General features: G+C 45.6%; 16 protein-coding genes. 5 read left to right on the top strand and 11 right to left on the bottom strand.

Translation table 11 applies throughout. The features are described from left to right. Positions 1 to 75: 75 nt before the first annotated feature. On the bottom strand, positions 76 to 1407 hold the full coding sequence (locus tag R7E29_RS03770) for an anaerobic C4-dicarboxylate transporter (RefSeq protein WP_005376060.1): 1332 nt from the start codon (positions 1405 to 1407) through the stop codon (positions 76 to 78). 419 nt (positions 1408 to 1826) lie between these two features. Here R7E29_RS03770 and R7E29_RS03775 point away from each other — a divergent pair, with 419 nt between their 5' ends. Together R7E29_RS03775 and R7E29_RS03780 are read left to right on the top strand one after the other, a co-directional pair. Continuing rightward, the gene (locus tag R7E29_RS03775) at positions 1827 to 2564 is read left to right on the top strand and encodes a siderophore ferric iron reductase (protein ID WP_054575961.1); all 738 of its coding nucleotides are present in this window, start codon (positions 1827 to 1829) and stop codon (positions 2562 to 2564) included. An 89-nt stretch (positions 2565 to 2653) separates the two neighbouring features. Further along, positions 2654 to 4825, top strand: a complete 2172-nt coding sequence (locus R7E29_RS03780) for a TonB-dependent receptor (protein ID WP_054575962.1) — start codon at positions 2654 to 2656, stop codon at positions 4823 to 4825. A gap of 49 nt (positions 4826 to 4874) precedes the next feature. On the opposite strand, the gene R7E29_RS03785 is transcribed toward R7E29_RS03780, so the two are convergent. Further along, the gene (locus R7E29_RS03785) at positions 4875 to 5066 is read right to left on the bottom strand and encodes a DUF2986 domain-containing protein (protein WP_005376066.1); all 192 of its coding nucleotides are present in this window, start codon (positions 5064 to 5066) and stop codon (positions 4875 to 4877) included. Between the two features lie 136 nt (positions 5067 to 5202). Between R7E29_RS03785 and R7E29_RS03790 the strand changes: the two genes are divergently transcribed. Both R7E29_RS03790 and R7E29_RS03795 read left to right on the top strand, forming a co-directional pair. After that, a complete protein-coding gene (locus R7E29_RS03790; protein WP_054575963.1) occupies positions 5203 to 5712 on the top strand; it encodes a GNAT family N-acetyltransferase in 510 nt (169 codons plus the stop codon). 14 nt (positions 5713 to 5726) lie between these two features. Then, on the top strand, positions 5727 to 6116 hold the full coding sequence (locus R7E29_RS03795) for a nitrous oxide-stimulated promoter family protein (RefSeq protein ID WP_054575964.1): 390 nt from the start codon (positions 5727 to 5729) through the stop codon (positions 6114 to 6116). Positions 6117 to 6165: 49 nt separating this feature from the next. Here R7E29_RS03795 and R7E29_RS03800 read toward each other — a convergent pair whose 3' ends face one another. Then, complete coding sequence (locus R7E29_RS03800) at positions 6166 to 7326, bottom strand: MFS transporter (RefSeq protein WP_033907039.1); 1161 nt, start codon at positions 7324 to 7326, stop codon at positions 6166 to 6168. Between the two features lie 176 nt (positions 7327 to 7502). Beyond that, positions 7503 to 7937 (bottom strand): thioredoxin TrxC, encoded by a 435-nt coding sequence (gene trxC, locus R7E29_RS03805; RefSeq protein WP_005387991.1) that lies wholly within the window; start codon positions 7935 to 7937, stop codon positions 7503 to 7505. A 162-nt stretch (positions 7938 to 8099) separates the two neighbouring features. On the opposite strand from trxC, the gene R7E29_RS03810 reads away from it, so the two are divergent. After that, positions 8100 to 9194 (top strand): ketoacyl-ACP synthase III, encoded by a 1095-nt coding sequence (locus tag R7E29_RS03810; RefSeq protein WP_213906683.1) that lies wholly within the window; start codon positions 8100 to 8102, stop codon positions 9192 to 9194. An 86-nt stretch (positions 9195 to 9280) separates the two neighbouring features. Here the strand turns inward: R7E29_RS03810 and R7E29_RS03815 are convergent, their stop codons facing one another. From R7E29_RS03815 to uhpA, 7 genes are all read right to left on the bottom strand, one after another. Continuing rightward, entirely contained in the window at positions 9281 to 10606 is a 1326-nt protein-coding gene (locus R7E29_RS03815; RefSeq protein ID WP_213906684.1) for a DUF1501 domain-containing protein, read from the bottom strand. A 9-nt stretch (positions 10607 to 10615) separates the two neighbouring features. Then, a complete protein-coding gene (locus tag R7E29_RS03820; RefSeq protein ID WP_054575966.1) occupies positions 10616 to 12184 on the bottom strand; it encodes a DUF1800 family protein in 1569 nt (522 codons plus the stop codon). Between the two features lie 407 nt (positions 12185 to 12591). After that, positions 12592 to 13854 (bottom strand): hydroxymethylglutaryl-CoA reductase, encoded by a 1263-nt coding sequence (locus R7E29_RS03825; protein WP_054575967.1) that lies wholly within the window; start codon positions 13852 to 13854, stop codon positions 12592 to 12594. 354 nt (positions 13855 to 14208) lie between these two features. Beyond that, positions 14209 to 15426 carry a mannose-6-phosphate isomerase, class I gene (gene manA, locus R7E29_RS03830; protein ID WP_054575431.1) on the bottom strand — a complete coding sequence of 406 codons (1218 nt, stop codon included), beginning with the start codon at positions 15424 to 15426 and terminating at the stop codon, positions 14209 to 14211. Between the two features lie 124 nt (positions 15427 to 15550). Next, a complete protein-coding gene (locus tag R7E29_RS03835; protein WP_053307712.1) occupies positions 15551 to 16891 on the bottom strand; it encodes an MFS transporter in 1341 nt (446 codons plus the stop codon). 6 nt (positions 16892 to 16897) lie between these two features. Then, positions 16898 to 18400, bottom strand: coding sequence for a signal transduction histidine-protein kinase/phosphatase UhpB (gene uhpB, locus R7E29_RS03840; protein ID WP_054575968.1), 1503 nt, complete (start codon positions 18398 to 18400; stop codon positions 16898 to 16900). Continuing rightward, positions 18400 to 19008, bottom strand: a complete 609-nt coding sequence (gene uhpA / locus R7E29_RS03845) for a transcriptional regulator UhpA (RefSeq protein WP_005376090.1) — start codon at positions 19006 to 19008, stop codon at positions 18400 to 18402. The genes uhpB and uhpA overlap by 1 nt, the downstream gene beginning before the upstream one ends. Between the last annotated feature and the right edge of the window lie 91 nt (positions 19009 to 19099).

Below are 19099 nucleotides of genomic sequence, written 5' to 3' on the forward strand. Positions count from 1 at the left end.
TAAAGAAAGGCGAGTCACTCAGGCTGTACGAAAACGTACAATGACTCGCCTCTAATTTATCGTTGATTTGGCTAGTTACGAAGGAATGATCATTTGCCCTAGCAAGTAACCCAAGCAACACGCACCAATCACGCCGATTAAGCCCACAGACATGAATGAGTGGTTGAAGTACCACTTACCAATCTTAGTTGTGCCCGAGGTATCGAAGTTCACAGTCGCGATATCTGAAGGGTAGTTGGGAATAAAGAAGTAGCCATATACCGCTGGCATCAAGCCGATAAGCAGCGCAGGTTCCAAACCTAAGCCGAGACCAACAGGTAGCATCATGCGAGCCGTTGCAGCTTGAGAGTTCACCACAACCGACACGATGAATAACGCAAGCGCGAATGTCCAAGGGTAGTTGGTTACCATCTCTACGATGCCGGATTTAAATTGAGGCATAGCGTACTGGAAGTAGGTATCTGACATCCATGCAATACCGAAGATAGCAATCGCCGCCACCATACCAGATTTAAATACCACCCCATTTGGTACGTCACGCGGGTCAGTTTTGGTCGCAAGCAAAATGATACCGCCGAAGCAGAGCATCATCATTTGAATCACAACCGCCATGCTGATTGGCTTCGAGCCATCTACGATGGTACGAATGTCTGGCCACATCGCGATAACGACGATAACCAAGATCGATGCAATGAACAGCAATACAGAGTTACGAGCACTTGTTGGTAGTACTTCATCAAGAGACGTTGCAGTTGTGTTGAGGATTTTTTCTCTCCACACAGGATCTTTCAAACGCTCTTGGTATTCTTCATCGTCGTCTAGTTCTTTACCACGCTTTAGGCTGTAAAGTGACATCAACAACGTACCGAATAAGGTTGCAGGTACAGTAACGAGCAGAATTGAGAGCAGAGTGATCTCGTGTTGAATATCAGAGAGTTGCGCCAAGTAGTAAACTACGGCCGCTGAAATTGGCGAGGCTGTGATTGCGATTTGAGAGGCGACAGAAGCGGCAGCCATAGGACGCTCTGGACGAATGCCGTTTTTAAGCGCAACGTCGCCAATGATTGGCATGATAGAGTAAACCGCGTGACCTGTACCAAGTAGGAAGGTCATAAAGTAAGTCACGAACGGAGCAATAAGGGTGACGCGTTTTGGGTTCTTACGAAGCACACGCTCGGCAACTTGCAGCATGTATTTCAAACCGCCAGCGGCTTCAAGAATGGAAGCACATGTTACCACCGCTAAAATGATCAACATGACGGTGACAGGAGGAGAGGTTGGCGGCATCTTAAAGATGAAGACTTCAATCACCAAGCCAATTCCGGATACGACCCCAAGGCCTATACCACCATAACGTGAGCCGATATACAGCATCACGAGCAAAAATAGAAACTCAAGATACAACATGTGGATTTCCTTATTCAAAACAGAGGGCTACATAGCCAAATTACCTCTTTGTATTGTCTCGATATTCAGAAAGAAAATACTTCATGTTGTTCACAATCCGCTGGATAAGAAACAGCAATATTCAATTATTGGCAATAACTCACGCTACACAGGTGAACTGTTAACACAGTTTTATCAGGGTGTTTTTATGCTGTGTATTTTTGCGATCATGTGAGCGTTAAATGCGAAGAGGTTTAAGAGTTTGTTGCTATTCATCGCATACGTAACCAGACCTTACAGTTTCACAGAACGCGGAAATACAGTCATAGCTAACCCTAAGAGTGTTTCTTTGTTATGAAAACGCAAAGGATAATAGTTTGCATTGCGATTAGTGCTTGGGTATAAAGGTGTCAGAATGAATACAACTACAATAAGCCATCATGTCTGAGCAATTTTTCCCGCAACTGTTTCAAACTTCGAGTGAGATAACACCTTACCTACACGGTGATATCGGCGAGATAGGGCAAGAAGCTATCCATATCGAAAATGATATCAACCCGATCATCCAAGGCCTTTACCAGCAAATCTCGGAGGCTCATCCGGAAGCGGGAAAAGCATATTGGTTGACAAGAACGTGGGATTTACTTTGTTGGCAGCCAGTTTATGTCGCATTCATCTCTATTTACGGTTACCACACGTTGCCAAACATTCGCGAGATAGCGCAGCACCTCAAACCTTGTTTTGTTTCTGGGTACCGATTCTCCGACGAAGCGCATATACATGGCGAGCCAGAGGCGTTGATAAAAGAGGCGGGGCGTCAAATCCGAGAACTGTTCGACTTCTATCAACAAGAGATGAGTCAATGGACACGCATTCGTCCTGGCTTCACCCATCAATTGATGTCGGACGGAATCATGGCTTGTTTAATTCGTCTCCAACAGCGCTTTCCGCAAATGACTAACTCGACACTTCAGGAGCATGCGGTCTTGTGGCTAAGCGCAATGGGTTTGGATGTTGATAATAGCCGCTCACTTCATGAGACGGAATCTGATCAGCCGCTAAAGTTAGTAAGAAAAAGTTGTTGTTTAGTCTATAAGTGTGAAGGCAGAAAGCTTTGTGCAGATTGTCCTCGTTTAGAGGAAAATCGACAGCTTATCAGCAAGAAGGTTCTTAATTAACATTTATTTAACTTGTGTAACAGTGCTCGATTTGAGAGTGAGAATAAGTATCATTGCATACTCTTGTTGACAACAAAAAGATAAATACAATGATGAAAAGGACGTTTTCTTTCAATCTCATCGTACTTGCGATGAGCAGTGGATACGCAGTTAGCTCAATAGCAGCAGAAGATCTTCAACAAACATCGACTCCGAGCGATGAGCAATTGGTTGTTGTAGGCAGTGTGATGCCGAAATCGATCTCCGATATTCCAGGAACGGTTTGGTTTGTTGGCCAAGAAGAGATTGCTCAGCAATATCGTGCGGGCAAGACACTGGGTGATATTCTTTCTGCCACCATCCCTTCTTTAGACGTCGGCACCGGTGGTCGAACTAACTATGGTCAGAACCTTCGCGGTAGAGCAATGTTGGTAATGATTGATGGTGTCTCGTTACAGTCTTCTCGCCCGATTAGTCGTCAGTTAGACGCAATAGACCCATTCAACATCGAGCGAATTGAAGTACTATCTGGTGCAACCTCCATTTATGGTGCAGGCGCTACTGGTGGTGTTATTAACATTATCACCAAGAAAGCGTACTCGGATGACTTGTCGTTTGAATCCTACGTGAGTGGCACTACAGGCTTTAATAGCAGCGATGACTTTGATTACAAACTCGCTCAGTCTATCTCGGGTGGTAATGAGCGAATTACCGCTAGAGGTTCGGTTGTGTACACCGAGACACAAGGTGCATTTGACGCAAATGGCGACATTGTCACCCCAGACATTTCACAGGGCTCCTTGCAGTATAATTCAACGCTCGATGTTATGGGATCGACCGAGATTCAAATCTCCGATGCCAGCAAGTTAAACCTTGTCGCACAATACTATGACAGCCAGCAAGATTCGCCATACGGTTTGTACATTGTTAACAATAAATTTGTTGATGTACGAGAGGGGTTCGATTCCGACCGTGAACATGGTACAGAGCGAGTTCTCTTAAGTGCGAACTACGCTCACGACAGCGTATTCGGTCATCAACTGATAGGCGAGTTATCTTACCGTAGTGAAGACCAAACCTTTACTCCTTATTACCAAAGTGCCTCTCAACAAAAAACAGAAGTTTTTGCTGGGCGCTTAGCGTTAGCTAAAAGCTGGGAGTCATTCAAACTTGTTTATGGTGTCGATGCGTACTTAGACCGTTTTGAAAGTAACCAGGCTCTGTTCGAGCCAACCATTGCGAACAGCTCTGGGAACTTAATTAATCGAACCTATGCCGAAGTGGGGCGTTACCCAGATGTTGATGTGGCGTCTTACGCAATGTTTGTCCAAGGGGATTACCAAATCAATCAAGATTGGTCAGTACAAGCAGGCTACCGCTACCAATACATGGACAATAAGATTGATGATTTTGTTGCCTATAGTATACAAAAGAAGATCGCATCGGGTAATGGTGTATCAGCGGATGCGGTACCAGGTGGCAGCACTGACTACTCTGTGAGCTTATTTAATTTGGGCACCATTTATCAGCTTAACGATGAATCTCAGCTTTGGGCGAACTTCTCTCAAGGTTTCGAACTCGCTGATCCTGCAAAGTACTACGGCCAAGGTAGCTACGATGCCGCGGATGCAAATGGTCACTACGCGTTGAACAATAGCATTAACGTATCTGACTCAAAAATGTCGGGCATCAAAACGGACAGCTATGAAATCGGTTACCGATTAGATACCGATACTGTCGCACTGCAAGCGGCGGGTTACTACTCGGTGTCGGATAACTCAATCAAGTATGACAAGAAGACGCTCCTAATCACCAATGTTGATGACGAGCAACGTGTATACGGTGCCGAAGCAAACATTAACTACTGGGTAAACCGTGATATTTTGTTAGGTGCATCAGGTCACTATGTGGTTTCTGAGCTGAAAACCAACGGTAAGTGGGAAGATCTAAGCGCGGGTAAAGCAAGTACATCAAAAGCGAACGCGTGGGCGGCTTACTATCAGGATGGCTATTCAGTACGTTTACAAAGCCAGACGATGTTTGATTACGAAGATGACGCAAACAATAAACTAGATGGATACACTACGTTTGATCTTCTTGGTAACGTAACACTACCTATCGGGCAGTTAGGTTTTGGTATTCAAAACCTATTTGACGAAGACTACACAACCGCTTGGGGACAACGTGCGCAGATTCTTTATGCAGCACACTACGATGCAGCAGCGTACGACTACAAAGGAAGAGGTCGCACATTCACACTGAACTACAGTGTCGAATACTAAAGCTAACTCTCTCCGAATATCAAAAAAGCCGCTGAAAGCGGCTTTTCTTTTAGGCTTGATCTGTCTGCGCTGTGTCTACAACGTTTTCCGTGTGTTCTGAAGCTTGGTTTTGTTCTTCAGCTTCCATTTTCGCGCGTTCAGCTTTGGAGATATAACGCGGCTTATTGCTCTTATGTAGCTTAGCGTTATGCTTCTTCTGCTTCGCTTTCAAGATCTGATTGATTTTCTTCTTGCGGTTCATGGTGGTGGTCCTTTAATTTAGCGAGGCAGGATAGTTACTTTTTTATCAAGTTACAACTAAATAAGCGCCGGTATCGGTCGCAAAATTCAAGTACGTTCCTATGTCCAATCATCTATCGCGTTTTAATGGAGCCCAAATGAAAACACTGTACACCGAACGTTTGATACTGCGTCTTGTGAGTGTAGATGATGCACCATTTATACTAGAACTTTATAACCACCCAGACTTCTACCGTTTTGTCGGAGACAAACAAATTCGTACCGAATATGAAGCGGCGCGTTACATAAAAGAAAACATGCTACGCATGCAACAAATTAAAGGCGTGAGTTTACTCGTTGTAGAGAAGAAAGAAGATGGGCAACCCATCGGGATTTGTGGGTTGGTTAAACGTGACACATTACAATACTATGATCTCGCATATGGATTTTTACCTTCCGCTTATGGCTTCGGCTACGGAACGGAGTCTGCAACCGCAGTGCTGGAATACGCTAGAGAGGAAATGAAACTCGATAATTTGGTTGCCATCACCAATAATGACAATATTCGTAGTATAAGTTTGCTCAAAAAACTGGGCTTTGAGTTTGAACGAGTTGAGCAGCAATATGATAATGGCCGCACGTTAGAACTTTACACAATGATGTTGTGATTTTTGGATAGCGCATGAGCGATATTTTACTTGGCAAACTCGCCACTGAATTTAAGACAGTAAAAGCCATGGTAGAGGTTTACTGTCATGACCATCATGGAACAAAACGTGACTTATGCTCAGAATGTCGTGAGCTGCTTGAATACGCAGAAGTGCGCCTCGACCGCTGTCCTTATGGAGAGAATAAACCGACGTGTAACAAATGTCCGATTCACTGCTACAAACCAGAGCCGAAAGAACAAATGCGTTTGGTCATGCGTTACTCTGGCCCCAGAATGTTACTGAAACATCCCATCTTGGCGGTTCGTCATTTGCTTCATGAAAAGCGCATGGTACCGGAAAAGCCTGCAGCGAACGCGTCAAACCGTCACAAGCGTTTATCTAAACAAAAATTCGAAGAATAAAAAAACGAGGGCGACATGCCCTCGTTTTCGTTGAGTAGAAGCGGCGTGGTTAGAGGCCAGCGGCCATACGCTGCTTGGTTTTGCTCGCAGCAAGTAGCATGTATACGCCAGTCGCAACCAAAGCGGCAAACAAGTAGCCTAGCAAGCCGTGTTCTTGGCCCATGAATTTATCAGCGACAACAGGACCAGCAACAGAGCCGATGCTGTAGCTAAACAGCATGACTTGTGTCGCAGAGACAATAAAGCGTTCATCAAGACCTTCGCAACCTAAGTTGATTGCAATCGGGTACAAAGCAAAAGTAGCTGCACCTAAAAAGAATAATGCAGCAGCCAATACCACGGCTGACGAGGAAATAAACGTCATACCGATCGAAAAAATACCCAAAATACAGAAAAACGCCATTAGCACTGTGCGGCTCATGTATTTGTTTAACGCGGTCACCATTGGTTGAACTAGCATGCCACCTAGAATCACTAGCGCCATCAATGTACCAATGTCTTGATGGCTAATTTTACGGTTAGTTAACTCAACTGGCATTAATCCGTAGATCGCGCCTAAGGTCAAACCTGAAACAACACAACCAATAATTGCTGCATGGTTTAGTTTGGCAATTTGCTTAAATGATAAAGCGGTTGATTCATGGCTGTTTGGCTGCTCACACTCAATGAACATTAGCACCAGCATCGCCATTAGGATCAACGTCGTGATCGCAATAAACGGAACGCCGCCACTTACGCCAAGCACGCCAATACCAAACTGGCCTAATGCTGAACCACCATAAAGCGATAGCATGTACAAGCTCAAACGTTTCGCACGCGATGCTTCGTCTCCAGACATTAGCCAAGACTCAACAATGACAAAAACACCAGCAACCGCGATACCGGCAATAAAGCGAGCGGCAAGCCACATCAATCCGTTAGCAAACACGGGTAGTGTGACGATAGTTAGCGAAAATACGGCCAAGCAACCAATAAACGCGTTACGGTGACCAACTTGACGTACGATACGTTCAATAAAAATAGCACCGGTTAATAAGCCGCCATAAAACACACTCGCCAACCAACTCGCGTAATCTGCTGAGATGTTGTATTCACCGAGCATGAGAGGGATCAAGCTCATTAAATAGCCCGAAGCCACCGCATAAAGAGACAGTGCGACGACTGGAACTGTAACTCGTGGTGATGCTGCAGGAACGACTGTGTTTTCCACTGTTTTGCGCCTATAAGTTAAATGAAATCTAAGGGTTATTCGGCGCGAATATGAGGCTAATAGTTAGGCAAGTAAAATGATAAATTTAAGTCGTTTCGATAAATAATATTTGTTAACTAGATAGGTTGATAAGTTGCATAAAAACGCCAACCTACAAACAAGGTTGGCGTGGAAGATTATTTAGTAAGTGCTTGATTTAACCATTGATCGAATTGAGTTTTAGGTAACGCACCATTGATCATATCAACGCGTTGACCATTCTTGAAAACCATAATGGTAGGAATACTGCGAATACCAAATTGCGTCGCAAGTTGTTGTTGAGCTTCGGTATCAATCTTAACAAAACGAGCCGTTCCGGCTTGCTCATGAGCAACATCAGAGAAAACAGGAGCAAAACCAACGCACGGGTTGCACCATGGGGCCCAAAAATCTACTACAACAGGCATATCACTTTGTAATAGAGCAGAAAAGTTATCTTGTGTACCTTCGATAGGCGAGCCGTCTAAAAGTGCACTTTTACATTTACCGCAAGTTGCAGATTCGGCAACGCGCTCATTAGGGACACGATTTAGACCGCCGCACGAAGGGCAGCGAGTTTTAAACGATGACATGACTTCTTCCTTTATTACGTATTGATGAAAACATGACTTACCAGTCAGCCTCATTATTTGTATACTTATTTTTTAACCTGCCGAAATAACGCAGCGCAGGTTTGTATTTGAGCCTAAGGTTCTAAGAAATTTTATTAAAATACAACAATAAATAGGTCTGCGATGACAAATTACTACGCTGAAATTACAGGTTGGGGGAAATGTGTTCCGCCAGCCGTGCTCTCTAACGATGATCTTAGCACTTTCCTCGATACTTCCGATGAGTGGATTCGTACCCGCACTGGTATCGAAAACCGCCGTATTAGTCATGTAAACACGTCAGACATGGCGACCGTTGCTGCTAAACATGCATTAGCTCGAGCAGGCGTCGATGCAACAGACGTGGATTTAATCATTGTGGCGACTTGTTCACCAGATTCATTGATTCCAAATATCGCGTCTAAGGTACAGCAGAACCTAGGTATTCGTGCAGCCGCTGCCTTTGACTTAAATGCCGCATGTACGGGATTTGTCTATGGCCTAGAAACGGGCACACGTTTGATTCAATCAGGTAACTATCGTAACGCGATCATTATTGGTGCGGAAAGATTGTCTTTCTACATCGATTGGGCAATGCGAGATACCGCTGTTCTATTTGGTGATGGTGCGGGCGCCGTTGTGTTATCAAGAACGGAAAAAGAAACGGGTTTACTACAGTCTCAAATCGGTTGTGACGCAAAAGGCCGCGATATTCTGTCCGTACCAAAGTTTGGTACTTGTATGGATCGCTTTGCGGAAGACAACGGTTACTGGGATTTCAACTTTGTAGGACAAGAAATTTTCAAACGTGCAGTAAAAGGCATGGGGCTAGCTGCGAAAACCGTACTGAAAGCATCACAGTTAACGACGGAACAAATCGATGTTGTGATTCCGCATCAAGCGAATATTCGTATTATTCAAACCTTGTGTGACCTGTCTGGAATTCCACACGACAAAGCGTTTGTTAACATTCAAAACTATGGCAATACTTCAGCTGCGACGGTGCCAATTGGATTGTGTGAAGCGGTAGAGCAAGGTCGAGTTAACCCAGGTGATAATATGCTTCTTGCTGCATTTGGTGCAGGTTTGACATGGGGTGCGGCAGTATTGAAATGGGGTGACCGCGTAACGCCAGTTTCTGAAAGTGATGCGGTTCTGCCTGAATGTGAGCAATCCGCGTTAGAATTACTTGAGCGTGCCATTAAGCTGTGTAACGAACGCCGTCGCGACGAGGTGTAACGGACACTCTGCAAACATAAGATGAGTAAGGGAGCGCGAGGCTCCCTTATTTGATGATGCGTTCTACAGCTAACCTGAAAAATATCTTAAGCCATAAAACCCAGGTTTGAATGAGTAAAATTACGGATGTTCGGGAAGACGTATTCCAGTGCAGCGTTATCACTCACGCCCATCCACTGCGCTAGTGTTGAACCAACTTGATCAGCGGCAATTTTGGGTATGAGTCGGCCTTGAGAGTAATCATCGTTTCCGCCCAGTATTAGTTCCGGCCATGTACCGATAGGTTGTTTCCCATTTACCGCGCCTCCAATTAATAGTTGATGGCCACCCCAGCCATGATCGGTACCATTTCCGTTGCTCATCATCCGTCGACCGAAGTCAGACATAGTGAAAGAGGTGACTTGCTTGTTTAGCCCTAACCGTTCGACCGCACGATACATTGCTAAAAGGTTTGTCGCGAGATCCTCAAGTAACACTGGATGACGTGTCAGTTGCGAATCGTGCAGGTCATACCCAGAGTGTTTAACGAAAAAGACTTGTCGTTGCTGCTTCAGGACATCTTGGCTTGCTATCAATTTGTACACGGTTTGCATCTGCTTGCCGAGCGTCGATGACGTAAACAGCGGCTCGTCAGCAATGTGGTTGAGTTGCTCGCTCAGTACACTACTCATTACCATCGACTCATCAACCATCAAATTAAAATGACCATTAAATAGATTGTCAGTTTGATGAGAGAGAAGGCGATCATAGATCCCCTTGTATAGCGGGTTATCAATCGCGGTAAGCTGAACTGCGCGATCTTTTTTCAGGACGGTTTGGCGGTGTTCCATTGCCCGTAACCAAAGCGAGTTGCCATGCACACTGTATAGCGGTGTTATTTCTGATTCAGAGTTTAATACATCCAACATTCTGCCAGCCCAACCAAGATTTTTAGACTCGCTCATTCCACCAAGTAACCAAGCGTCTGTTTGAGAATTATGAGAAAACAGTTGCTCGGGAAGTGATGTTTCACCTTGCTCAATAGCTTGTTTGGTGACGGGATGGTTGAGAATGCCACTATTGAGCACGATGCTGGCATCGCCTTGTTCGAAAACGGAAGTTAACGCATTTAACTTTGGGTGTAAGCCGAGCTTCACTGGGTGATTTGAGCTATCGACAGCACTTAAATTGATAGGGAGTATGTCTTCTTTGGCGACAGAGAGTGGCCCTCTGACTTTGGAATATTGACGATAGTGCGCCTCCGATAATGGCAGTATGGTGTTGAATGCATCGTTTCCGCCTGCTAAATACACACATATTAATGCTCGAAAGTCATTGGATGGCGCTGCGAGAGAGTAACCTGGCAGACTAAGAGAGGCTAGTGCGCCCATCGATAGCGTGCTTTGTATAAAATGTCGTCGTGAAATATCCATAATTCACTCCTAATCCTGAATATAGAATTCGTCGCCAGAAATGGCGGTAAATATCACTAGAGCGAGTTTTGTTGTTGGCACATAGTCCCCACGATAATCATTCAGGGCGGTGAGCATGAGCTCTTTCAATTCAGCAGAAGCCGTTCCAGCAAAGAAACGCTCGTTAACCAATTCGACTAAGGCACGGTGATCGTCCAGAAGAAGATAAAACTCGTTAAGATCGAAGTGGTAGGAATCACCACCTCCTCTACGAGTGCTGGTTAACATATAGTTGACCAAATCGGTATAAACAGACCAATTGAGAAGTTCATACTCTGGAGAGTTAATACCAGACTCCGTAAACTCGTTAGACGGCTGATAGTCTGGAGAGTAAAAATTAAACACGGAAGGAGAACGAAGCGGCCCTTGATTAGCGATGTTCATCATCGTTGTTGCGTCTTCGTAACGTGATCCTTTAATCGTAAAACCTGATGCTCGATGAAAATTAGTCAGGACCAGTATCGGTTCTTTCACTTTTATAGGCGGGGTATCCGTCATCCCTAATGCTTCAGGGTCGAGCAATATGGCTCGAACAACGGCGGTTAGATCGCCTTTTTCTCCTTCCCCATTGTTGTTAAATATCGTAGCAACACGCGCGACGTACTCTGGGCTTGGATTTGAACTGACCAAACGTTGGATAAGTAACTTTGAAACAAATGGAGCAACATTTGGGTGAGACATCAACATATCAATCACTTTTGAAAGCTCTTCTTGTGCGGTTAGACCCGATGGGATCACGTTCCCTAGAAATCGCTTCTCGCCGGTGTCGTGTCGCTGACTGATAACTCGCATCGGTTTCACGAATGCGATGTCGGAATTTTTCCATCCAGTTAATGCTCGCGCGAGCTCTTGAATATCAGTTTGATTGTACGTGGGGATAGGTTTGCCTGTTTCGTGGTTTAGCTTTTTACTGCCATCTAAATTGAGTTCATACAAACCGATAGTGAATAACTGCATTAACTCTCGAGCAAAGTTCTCATCGGGAAGCGTTCCTGTCGCACTATTTTCTTTTGCACTACCGAGCATAGACAAATAGCTCCCCATGACTGGATGGATGGAAACGTCATACAACAGGTCTCGGTAGTTGCCAAACGCATGCTCAACCAACAGATCGTAGTAATTCACTAACCCTGTAGGTTTGCTGGAAAGAACGCCGCCATAACGAGAAACGACTACGATCTGACTCAATGCATAAGCCGTTCGCTGTCTGAGCTGATCTTCAGCAGTAACAACAATCTGATACCAAGCATTTTCTCGGTTTGACTGTAGGCCTTTAGAAAAAGGCGTTTGATAAAGTGGTTGATGGTAGGTTGCTGGCAGGTTGATTTGTTTCTGTATCCAGTCCTCTAACCCGTTTTCCCTAACCTCATTAATTAACGCAGGAGTTGGTCCAAAAGAGGTTTGATAGAGAAAACGCGCAACGGTTTGATCGGATGGGGATTGCTGTATTTGTGCTGATACATTAGGCACATGGCTCAGCAATAAGATAGCCAATCCTAGTACCCAAGCAGAGATTTTATTTAGCTTCTGACGTCTCATAGTTAACTCGCTTACCCGAAGTAACGATTTAAGTCCATTTAACGGGAGTTATTAAGCTCTTTTGAGCTGTTTAGTAAATTTATGAAAATCAAGCAGCTGCATAGGCGAGTATAGTAGCTATAAGTGGTGAACAAAAAACTCAAACGATGAATTTGGTACTATAGTGCTAGAAGTTTTTGATGCTATTTTTTCTAAGATACTGATATTAAATATGGCCAATGAAGAGTAACAAGCAGAGATATCGCAATGGATATAGAAGGGGGACAGCTAAAGTACTGTTAACAAGAGATTGGTATGTTTGTTAAGGCTTAAGTTAGTTTCAAGAAATTATTGAGCCAATAAATAAAGTCCATTGGTTTGCACAAGAGAAAACCACACGGATGTTCTCTTGTACAAAGCAACAAAGGTTATTTTCGGGCAAGCTTATGGTGAGCACGAGAAAAGTGATCGGCACAAAATGCGCCCACGATCGAGAGTTCGCCAGCCAGACAAAGCGCAGCTGCGACTTCGGCTAACGCTTTCGCATTGCCGTTGCCGTGCAAACCCAAAATATCCAAACATGCTTTTTGCGTTGGAAGGCCAGTACCACCACCAACCGTCCCCACCATGATGTTTGGCAAGGTCACGCACGCGTACAAGTTGCCTTGAGCGTCTACATCCATACGAGTGATTCCAATGGCAGACTCTGCAACACAAGCTGCATCTTGACCACAAGCAATGTACAGCGCGGCAAGGGCATTTGCGTAATGCGCGTTGACGCCAATTGTCCCGCTGAGTAAACCACCCACCGTGGTCATTTTGCTAAATTGAACCATAGACTCCGGCGTCGTATGCAGATATTTTTCCACCAACTCAGCAGGAATGGTCACTTCGGCGGATACTTTCTTACCGCGTACCGAGCGCAGTGTGTGCGCGTTTGGTTTTTTGTCGCCTGATAAGTTGCCATCCAAGAATGCTTGAGTTGGTTTGATTGGGCTGGTCGCCAAAATATGATGGAACACTTCGTTTGTTGCGATGGTCACCATGTTTTGTCCGGAAGCGTCACCAGTCACGTATTCAAAGACCAAATAAACATGGTTTCCTTCGATATTTACATTGATGTCTTTGAGTTTGCCATGTGAGGTGGTGGAGTCCGCAATTTGACGAAATACGTCAAACTGGGTCACAACCCAACTGACGAACTGGCCGGCGTCAGCAAGGTGATTAAAGGCGAATACTGGTGTTCGGCTCACCCCTTCACTTAGTAACAATGCGCTCGCGCCACCAGCGGCGGTGATAAGATTTGCGCCACGGTTGTAGGAAGCGACTAACGCGGCTTCTGTCGTTGCAAGCGGAACCAAAAAGTCATCGTTCGCATACAAGCCGTTGACGCGCAAAGGGCCTGCAATGCCGACCGGCACATTAACAGTACCAATGAAGTGCTCGATGTTGTTGGAGTAAGCATCGCAATGTGACTGCGTGAAAGGATCAAGGAGATGATCTTTATTGGTCACGTGTTCCAATACTTGCCAACGGCGCGCCAAATGCTTATCCGACAGGCCAGGGCTTAAGCAGAGACGTTTCTCTGGCTTGTGAAACTTCGGTTCTAATGCCGATTGAATCTTACTGCTGGTTTCGATATCGGAAAGGGCGGAGCTTTGAACAGGGTTATCTTGGTTTAACTTCGGCATACAAACGTTAACTGAAAAATCGAACCAGAGATTGTAGTGATTGAGGCTTTGATTACAACGTTGATTATACGTTTTGCAACAAATACCACTGTGCAAGCGCCTTTATTATCCAAGTGATTTGATATTGGCGCGGCGAATTTACTGGAAATAAATGGGTTTTGACAATGAATGTTGCAGTGAATAGAGGAATCTATGGTTCTTAGAGAACTTAGATGGTTTAGACCGCAGCGGCTTTGAGTCGATAAGGTGTAAGAATGAGTGTCTTAAAACCGGACAGGCTCAATCTATGAGAGGAATAAGCTGTCTAACCCAGTCCCTTGGGTCAGACGCTAGCTTGAATCCGTTATCCAGAAGTTAGTTAAAGGTGCGAGCCACACGTCCCGCACTTTGAATACGGTAATGGCCAACGTAAGCAGGAACAAATACCGATTGTCCTTTCGCGGCGGTTAACGTCTCACCGTTATCACTGATGAGTGTCAGGTCGGCATCAATCGCCATCAAAATCTCTGCGCTGTTAGCCTCAATCACTTCATTGTTCGGTTCGTTAAGAATGCTGAAACTAAAGTCTGCCACTGGAACGGGGTAAAGGCTTTGGCAACCATTGGCATTGGGTTCGAGAACAAGGCCGTTAAACGGCTTAGGCACAAAGTCTGTGCATTTAACCAGTTCTTCAACATCCATATGTTTCGGCGTGAGTCCTGCACGCAAAACGTTATCTGAGTTCGCCATGATCTCTAATCCCGTTCCTTTAATGTAAGCGTGTGGCGTTCTTGCGCTCAGGAACATCGCTTCGCCAGGTTGCAGCGTGATGACATTCAACAGTAATGGCGCAAACAAGCCGACATCGCCGGGGTATTGAGTGGATAGATCCAAGATGAGCTGGAAAACGTCGCTGTCAGTGCCTTGTTCCGATTGACGTGAAGCGTGGGCAAGAAGTTGTTTCAGTGCTCGCTCTTTTGTTTCTCCTTCTATGGTCAGAATGTGCACAAAGAAATCGCGTAAACCTTGTGAGTTGGCTTCGTGTTTGAATGCATCTAGTGGCGCGCGTAGCTCATCGATATCGCAAAGGCTAAATGCCTCAATAATCTCGGAATACGAGCGAAAACCGTTCATGGCTTGGTAACTTGTTAGCGCGTACACCAACTCAGGTTTGTGGTTCGGATCCTTGTAGTTACGATGGCTCGCGTTTAGTGGGATCCCAGCACTTTGCTCTTTTTCGAAACCTATTTCGGCATCTTGTTTGCTTGGGTGAACTTGAATCGACAGTGCGTGTTCGGCCGCTAAGATCTTAAACAGAAAGGGCAGGTCGCCAAATTTCGCTGCGGTTTCTGCTGATAAATAAGCGGGTTGGTTTTGTTTGATCAGTTCAGACAAAGGCAGCGTGTTTTGCTCAATCTGAACTTCAGAGCAGCCGTTTGGGTGAGTACCCATCCATACTTCTGCTTGAGGCTCATTCGTTTCGTTAGAAAAGCCAAACAAATCGTGAATAGAAGAGGTGCTTCCCCAAGCGTAGTTTTGGATTTTGTTGTTCATTTGAAAGAAGCTATACGATGAAATAGTGTTCAAATTCATGAATTTTTCCCATAGTTAACCCTCCGAACTGAATCGGAAGAAAAATTGAGCAGAGATACATTAAATAAGGATGGCGAGCTCGGTTAGGTCACTCGCCAATTTGCCCGAAGGGCGATAAGTCGATTTACAACCGAGGTTTTGGTTCGAGTGGTTTTCGTGATGGTTGCGCTTGCAAAAATGGCAGCAACAAAAGGCCAATGACGGCTGCACAAACTGAAATGGTGATGAAGAAACCCGTCCAATGATATTCTTCAAGAATTAACGCCAGTGGATAACCTGACAATGCTGCGCCCATGTAGGCGAACAAGCCCACGAATCCTGTTGCCGCGCCGGCAGAATCTTTGTGAGAGCACTCCGCCGCCGCCATACCGATCAGCATTTGTGGTCCAAAGACAAAGAAGCCGATGGAGAACAATCCCGCCGCTTGGAATGCAAAGTTGGTCAGAGGCATCAGCCAAAGCGCAGAGACAGATAAGAAAATCCCAATCGCGAACAGCAAGTTCATTGGCCCACGGTTACCGCCGAAGAGTTTGTCTGAGCCCCAACCCGCAACCAATGAACCAACAAAACCGCCAATTTCAAACATAGACAGAGCAGCGTTGGCGTTAATCAGGCTATAGTGATGCTGCTCGGTCAAGTATAGGTTTCCCCAGTCATTGATTGCGGTACGAACGATGTAAACCAACACATAACTGAACGCGAGCAGCCAGATGTATTTGTTGTTAAATACGTACGATTTCAGAATTTCGCGGTAGGTGAGGCCACGTCCGTAATTTTCTTGCGCAAGTTCTAGCGCGTCGTTGCGCCATTGTCCGACACTTGGTAAACCCATTGTTGTGGGTTTATCGCGCAATCGCCAACAAACGAATAGACCGAGCAATACCCCGATGATGCCGGGTAGAATAAAGCCTTCACGCCAGCTGTAGTGCAACGTTAAATAGCCCACCCAAATAGGGATCAGCGCGCCACCAACGTTGTGTGCGGTGTTCCAAATGGCCCATAAGAAGCCACGCTCGGAGCGTGAATACCAAGTGGTTAACAGCTTGGAGCATGAAGGCCAGCCCCAGCCTTGGAACCACGCGTTTAAGATCCACAGAGTAATGAAAGCCGCGAGTGAGCTAGAAAAGCCGAACGCGATATTGACCAGACCTGTCGCAATCAATCCTAATCCCATGAAATAACGAGGATTAGAGCGATCCGAAATCGTGCCAGAAATAAACTTCGAACAGCCGTAAGTAATGTAGAAAAGTGTACCGATAAGACCCAAATCGCCTTTATCTAAGCCAAGATCGGTAATCATCGCTGGTGCGGCGTAGTTAAAGGTCTTACGGGTAAAGTAGAAACCTGCGTAGCCGATGTACATCCCCAACATAATGTGCAAACGCCAATGGTGGTAACGCTGGTCGATTTGCTCGTTGCTCAGGCTCGGTTGAGTAAACTTAGGTGAACGTAAAAATCCAAACATCTTGAGTTACACCTTAGGTAAAGTAATGCTGATTTGTGTGCCGATCACTTGATCGCTGGTGGAGTAGATAACCATTTTTCCACCTAACGCGTGCACACGTTCTTGCATGCCGCGAACGCCCATGCCTTTCATGCTGTCCTGAACTTTGAATCCGACACCATCATCGTGAATCATCAGTGACACCGCAGCTTCTCCAATTGTCAGTTCAATATTGATCAACTGCGCTTCTGCGTACTTGGCAGCGTTATTTAATGACTCTTGGCATAAACGGAATAGGGTTACTTTGAGTGTGTCACTCAGGCTTGTGTAATCGCCTTGCCAGTTCAGTTGAACAGTCGTTCCGTGATTGGCGAATTCCATCTCTCGCGTCAGTTGCTCGACGGATTCTTTCAAGTCCAAATCATCCAGCATTTTGGGTCTTAGCTTGCTTAACAGTCGCTTAGTAGTGTCGTACACGTTGAGGGAAAGCCCTTCAATCATGTCGGCGCAACCAACGCGTGTTTCTGCGTTATTTACCCGCTTAATGATGTTGGCTTGTGTGCGGATTGCCGTGATGTTCTGGCCGATTTCGTCATGTAGCTCGCGCGCAATATCGCGTCTTACCGATTCTTCCGCTTTGATAAGCTGGCGAGACAAATTCTGATTGCGTGCAAGTTCGCCGCGCAGTTTGTGATTGAGGTCTTTTTGTTTCTGAACCCCTAAGCCGAGCATAATGCCGGTGATGGTTTGCGCCGAGAGAGATAATAACAAATCGGTGATTTCTAGATTTGATACGCCGCTGCGAGCCGCAATCAGCGCAATGCTGTTGAGCATGGTGGCGAGCAGGGCTCCTTGCCAGCCGTAACGCAGAGCAAGCACGATGATTGGAATCGCCATACAAAATGGCGCAAATCGTTTTAGCTCTTCAGGCAAACTGGTTTGCACCAAAATACTGCCGATCAAAAGTAGCGCATAAAGCACGATATGACGCACCTGAAATACAACGGCATTACTTAGTAGGAGAGAGCTAAGCGGAGACCAACGACTTTGGAACAAATAACTCCATAACAAGTAGCACATAGGCACCACGAGCAAGCCTCCAGAAATGCTAGCCAGCCATACCATGTAAACCGAAGGAACGTGAAAACCAACGGCCATCACATTAATAAACGCGCTAATGATAATGACTGCGCTCATCACGGCTAAATGGCGGTTTTGGTCTCCGTAGTAGTATTTTTTCGCAATCAGAGTGACCGGGATACTGGCAATGCTCGCAATCAGCACGGTAAGCCACTGCGGTTGACCCAGTAACATTGCAAGTGCGATGGAAAGTCCCCACTCCGAAAGGTAAATCGTCGGCCAATAAGCGGTGCGAGTGTGTAGGGCGACACCTAATCTTAAAGCGAAAGGAAACAATAAGATCGCCAGTTCGGGATCATTGACAAAGTAATAGGCAATCACCCATAAGCAGAACCAGGCGCAAGCCATAACAAATAGTCCGCAAATGGTGGTAACAGCGTAAGCTCGCATTAAAAGGACTCTTGAGAAAATAGTTTGGCGAGCTCAACGTTGTTTTTCACGCCGAGTTTGTCGATGGCATTCGCACGATGCACATGCACGGTCTTGTGGCTCAAGCCAAGCTCTGCCGCGACAGACTTTACATCCAACCCGGTCGCAAGTAGCTGACATACCTCGTTTTCACGTTTTGTCAGTTGGCATAGAGAGGTGGTGTTGTCGCTAGGCGTTGCAAGTTTAAGTGCAATATCTGATGTGAGGTAACAGCCGCCAGAAGCACTGGTTCTCACGGCTTGAATAAGTTCGTCTGGGCTACAGCGTTTACTAAGATAGCCTTTTGCACCTAGCTTTAGTGATTTTTCCACCATCGCAGGGGAGTCATGCACGCTAAGCATCACGCAGGCAATGCCAGTTGGTATTTCGCTAAGAAAGTTTAAGCCGCTTTCATCTGGCATGGAGATATCTAGGATGACGACATGAGGGTGTACCGCAGGCAAGCCTTTGCGCGCTTCGGCGACAGAGCCGAATTCACCGACAACGGTAATATCACTTTCTAAATTTAATAATTGTGCGAAACCTGAACGCACGATGACGTGATCATCAACTAGAGCAACATGAATCATTATTACAACCAAATAGAGCAGACGACTAACAACAATAAGCTCCAACAGGAGCCAATAGAAAAACCTTTAATGATACTGAATTGATCAACTC

This window comes from Vibrio sp. Vb1729, assembly GCF_033338655.1.
In the GTDB taxonomy this organism is placed as follows: Bacteria; Pseudomonadota; Gammaproteobacteria; order Enterobacterales; family Vibrionaceae; genus Vibrio; species Vibrio alginolyticus.

Coding starts and splice junctions, on each gene's coding strand:
- R7E29_RS03810 (WP_213906683.1), top strand. CDS start 8,100: ATGACAAATTACTACGCTGAAATTACAGGTTGGGGGAAATGTGTTCCG.
- uhpA (WP_005376090.1), bottom strand. CDS start 19,008: ATGATTCATGTTGCTCTAGTTGATGATCACGTCATCGTGCGTTCAGGT.
- R7E29_RS03780 (WP_054575962.1), top strand. CDS start 2,654: ATGATGAAAAGGACGTTTTCTTTCAATCTCATCGTACTTGCGATGAGC.
- R7E29_RS03825 (WP_054575967.1), bottom strand. CDS start 13,854: ATGCCGAAGTTAAACCAAGATAACCCTGTTCAAAGCTCCGCCCTTTCC.
- R7E29_RS03835 (WP_053307712.1), bottom strand. CDS start 16,891: ATGTTTGGATTTTTACGTTCACCTAAGTTTACTCAACCGAGCCTGAGC.
- R7E29_RS03770 (WP_005376060.1), bottom strand. CDS start 1,407: ATGTTGTATCTTGAGTTTCTATTTTTGCTCGTGATGCTGTATATCGGC.
- R7E29_RS03815 (WP_213906684.1), bottom strand. CDS start 10,606: ATGGATATTTCACGACGACATTTTATACAAAGCACGCTATCGATGGGC.
- manA (WP_054575431.1), bottom strand. CDS start 15,426: ATGAATTTGAACACTATTTCATCGTATAGCTTCTTTCAAATGAACAAC.
- R7E29_RS03795 (WP_054575964.1), top strand. CDS start 5,727: ATGAGCGATATTTTACTTGGCAAACTCGCCACTGAATTTAAGACAGTA.
- R7E29_RS03820 (WP_054575966.1), bottom strand. CDS start 12,184: ATGAGACGTCAGAAGCTAAATAAAATCTCTGCTTGGGTACTAGGATTG.
- trxC (WP_005387991.1), bottom strand. CDS start 7,937: ATGTCATCGTTTAAAACTCGCTGCCCTTCGTGCGGCGGTCTAAATCGT.
- uhpB (WP_054575968.1), bottom strand. CDS start 18,400: ATGCGAGCTTACGCTGTTACCACCATTTGCGGACTATTTGTTATGGCT.
- R7E29_RS03790 (WP_054575963.1), top strand. CDS start 5,203: ATGAAAACACTGTACACCGAACGTTTGATACTGCGTCTTGTGAGTGTA.
- R7E29_RS03785 (WP_005376066.1), bottom strand. CDS start 5,066: ATGAACCGCAAGAAGAAAATCAATCAGATCTTGAAAGCGAAGCAGAAG.
- R7E29_RS03775 (WP_054575961.1), top strand. CDS start 1,827: ATGTCTGAGCAATTTTTCCCGCAACTGTTTCAAACTTCGAGTGAGATA.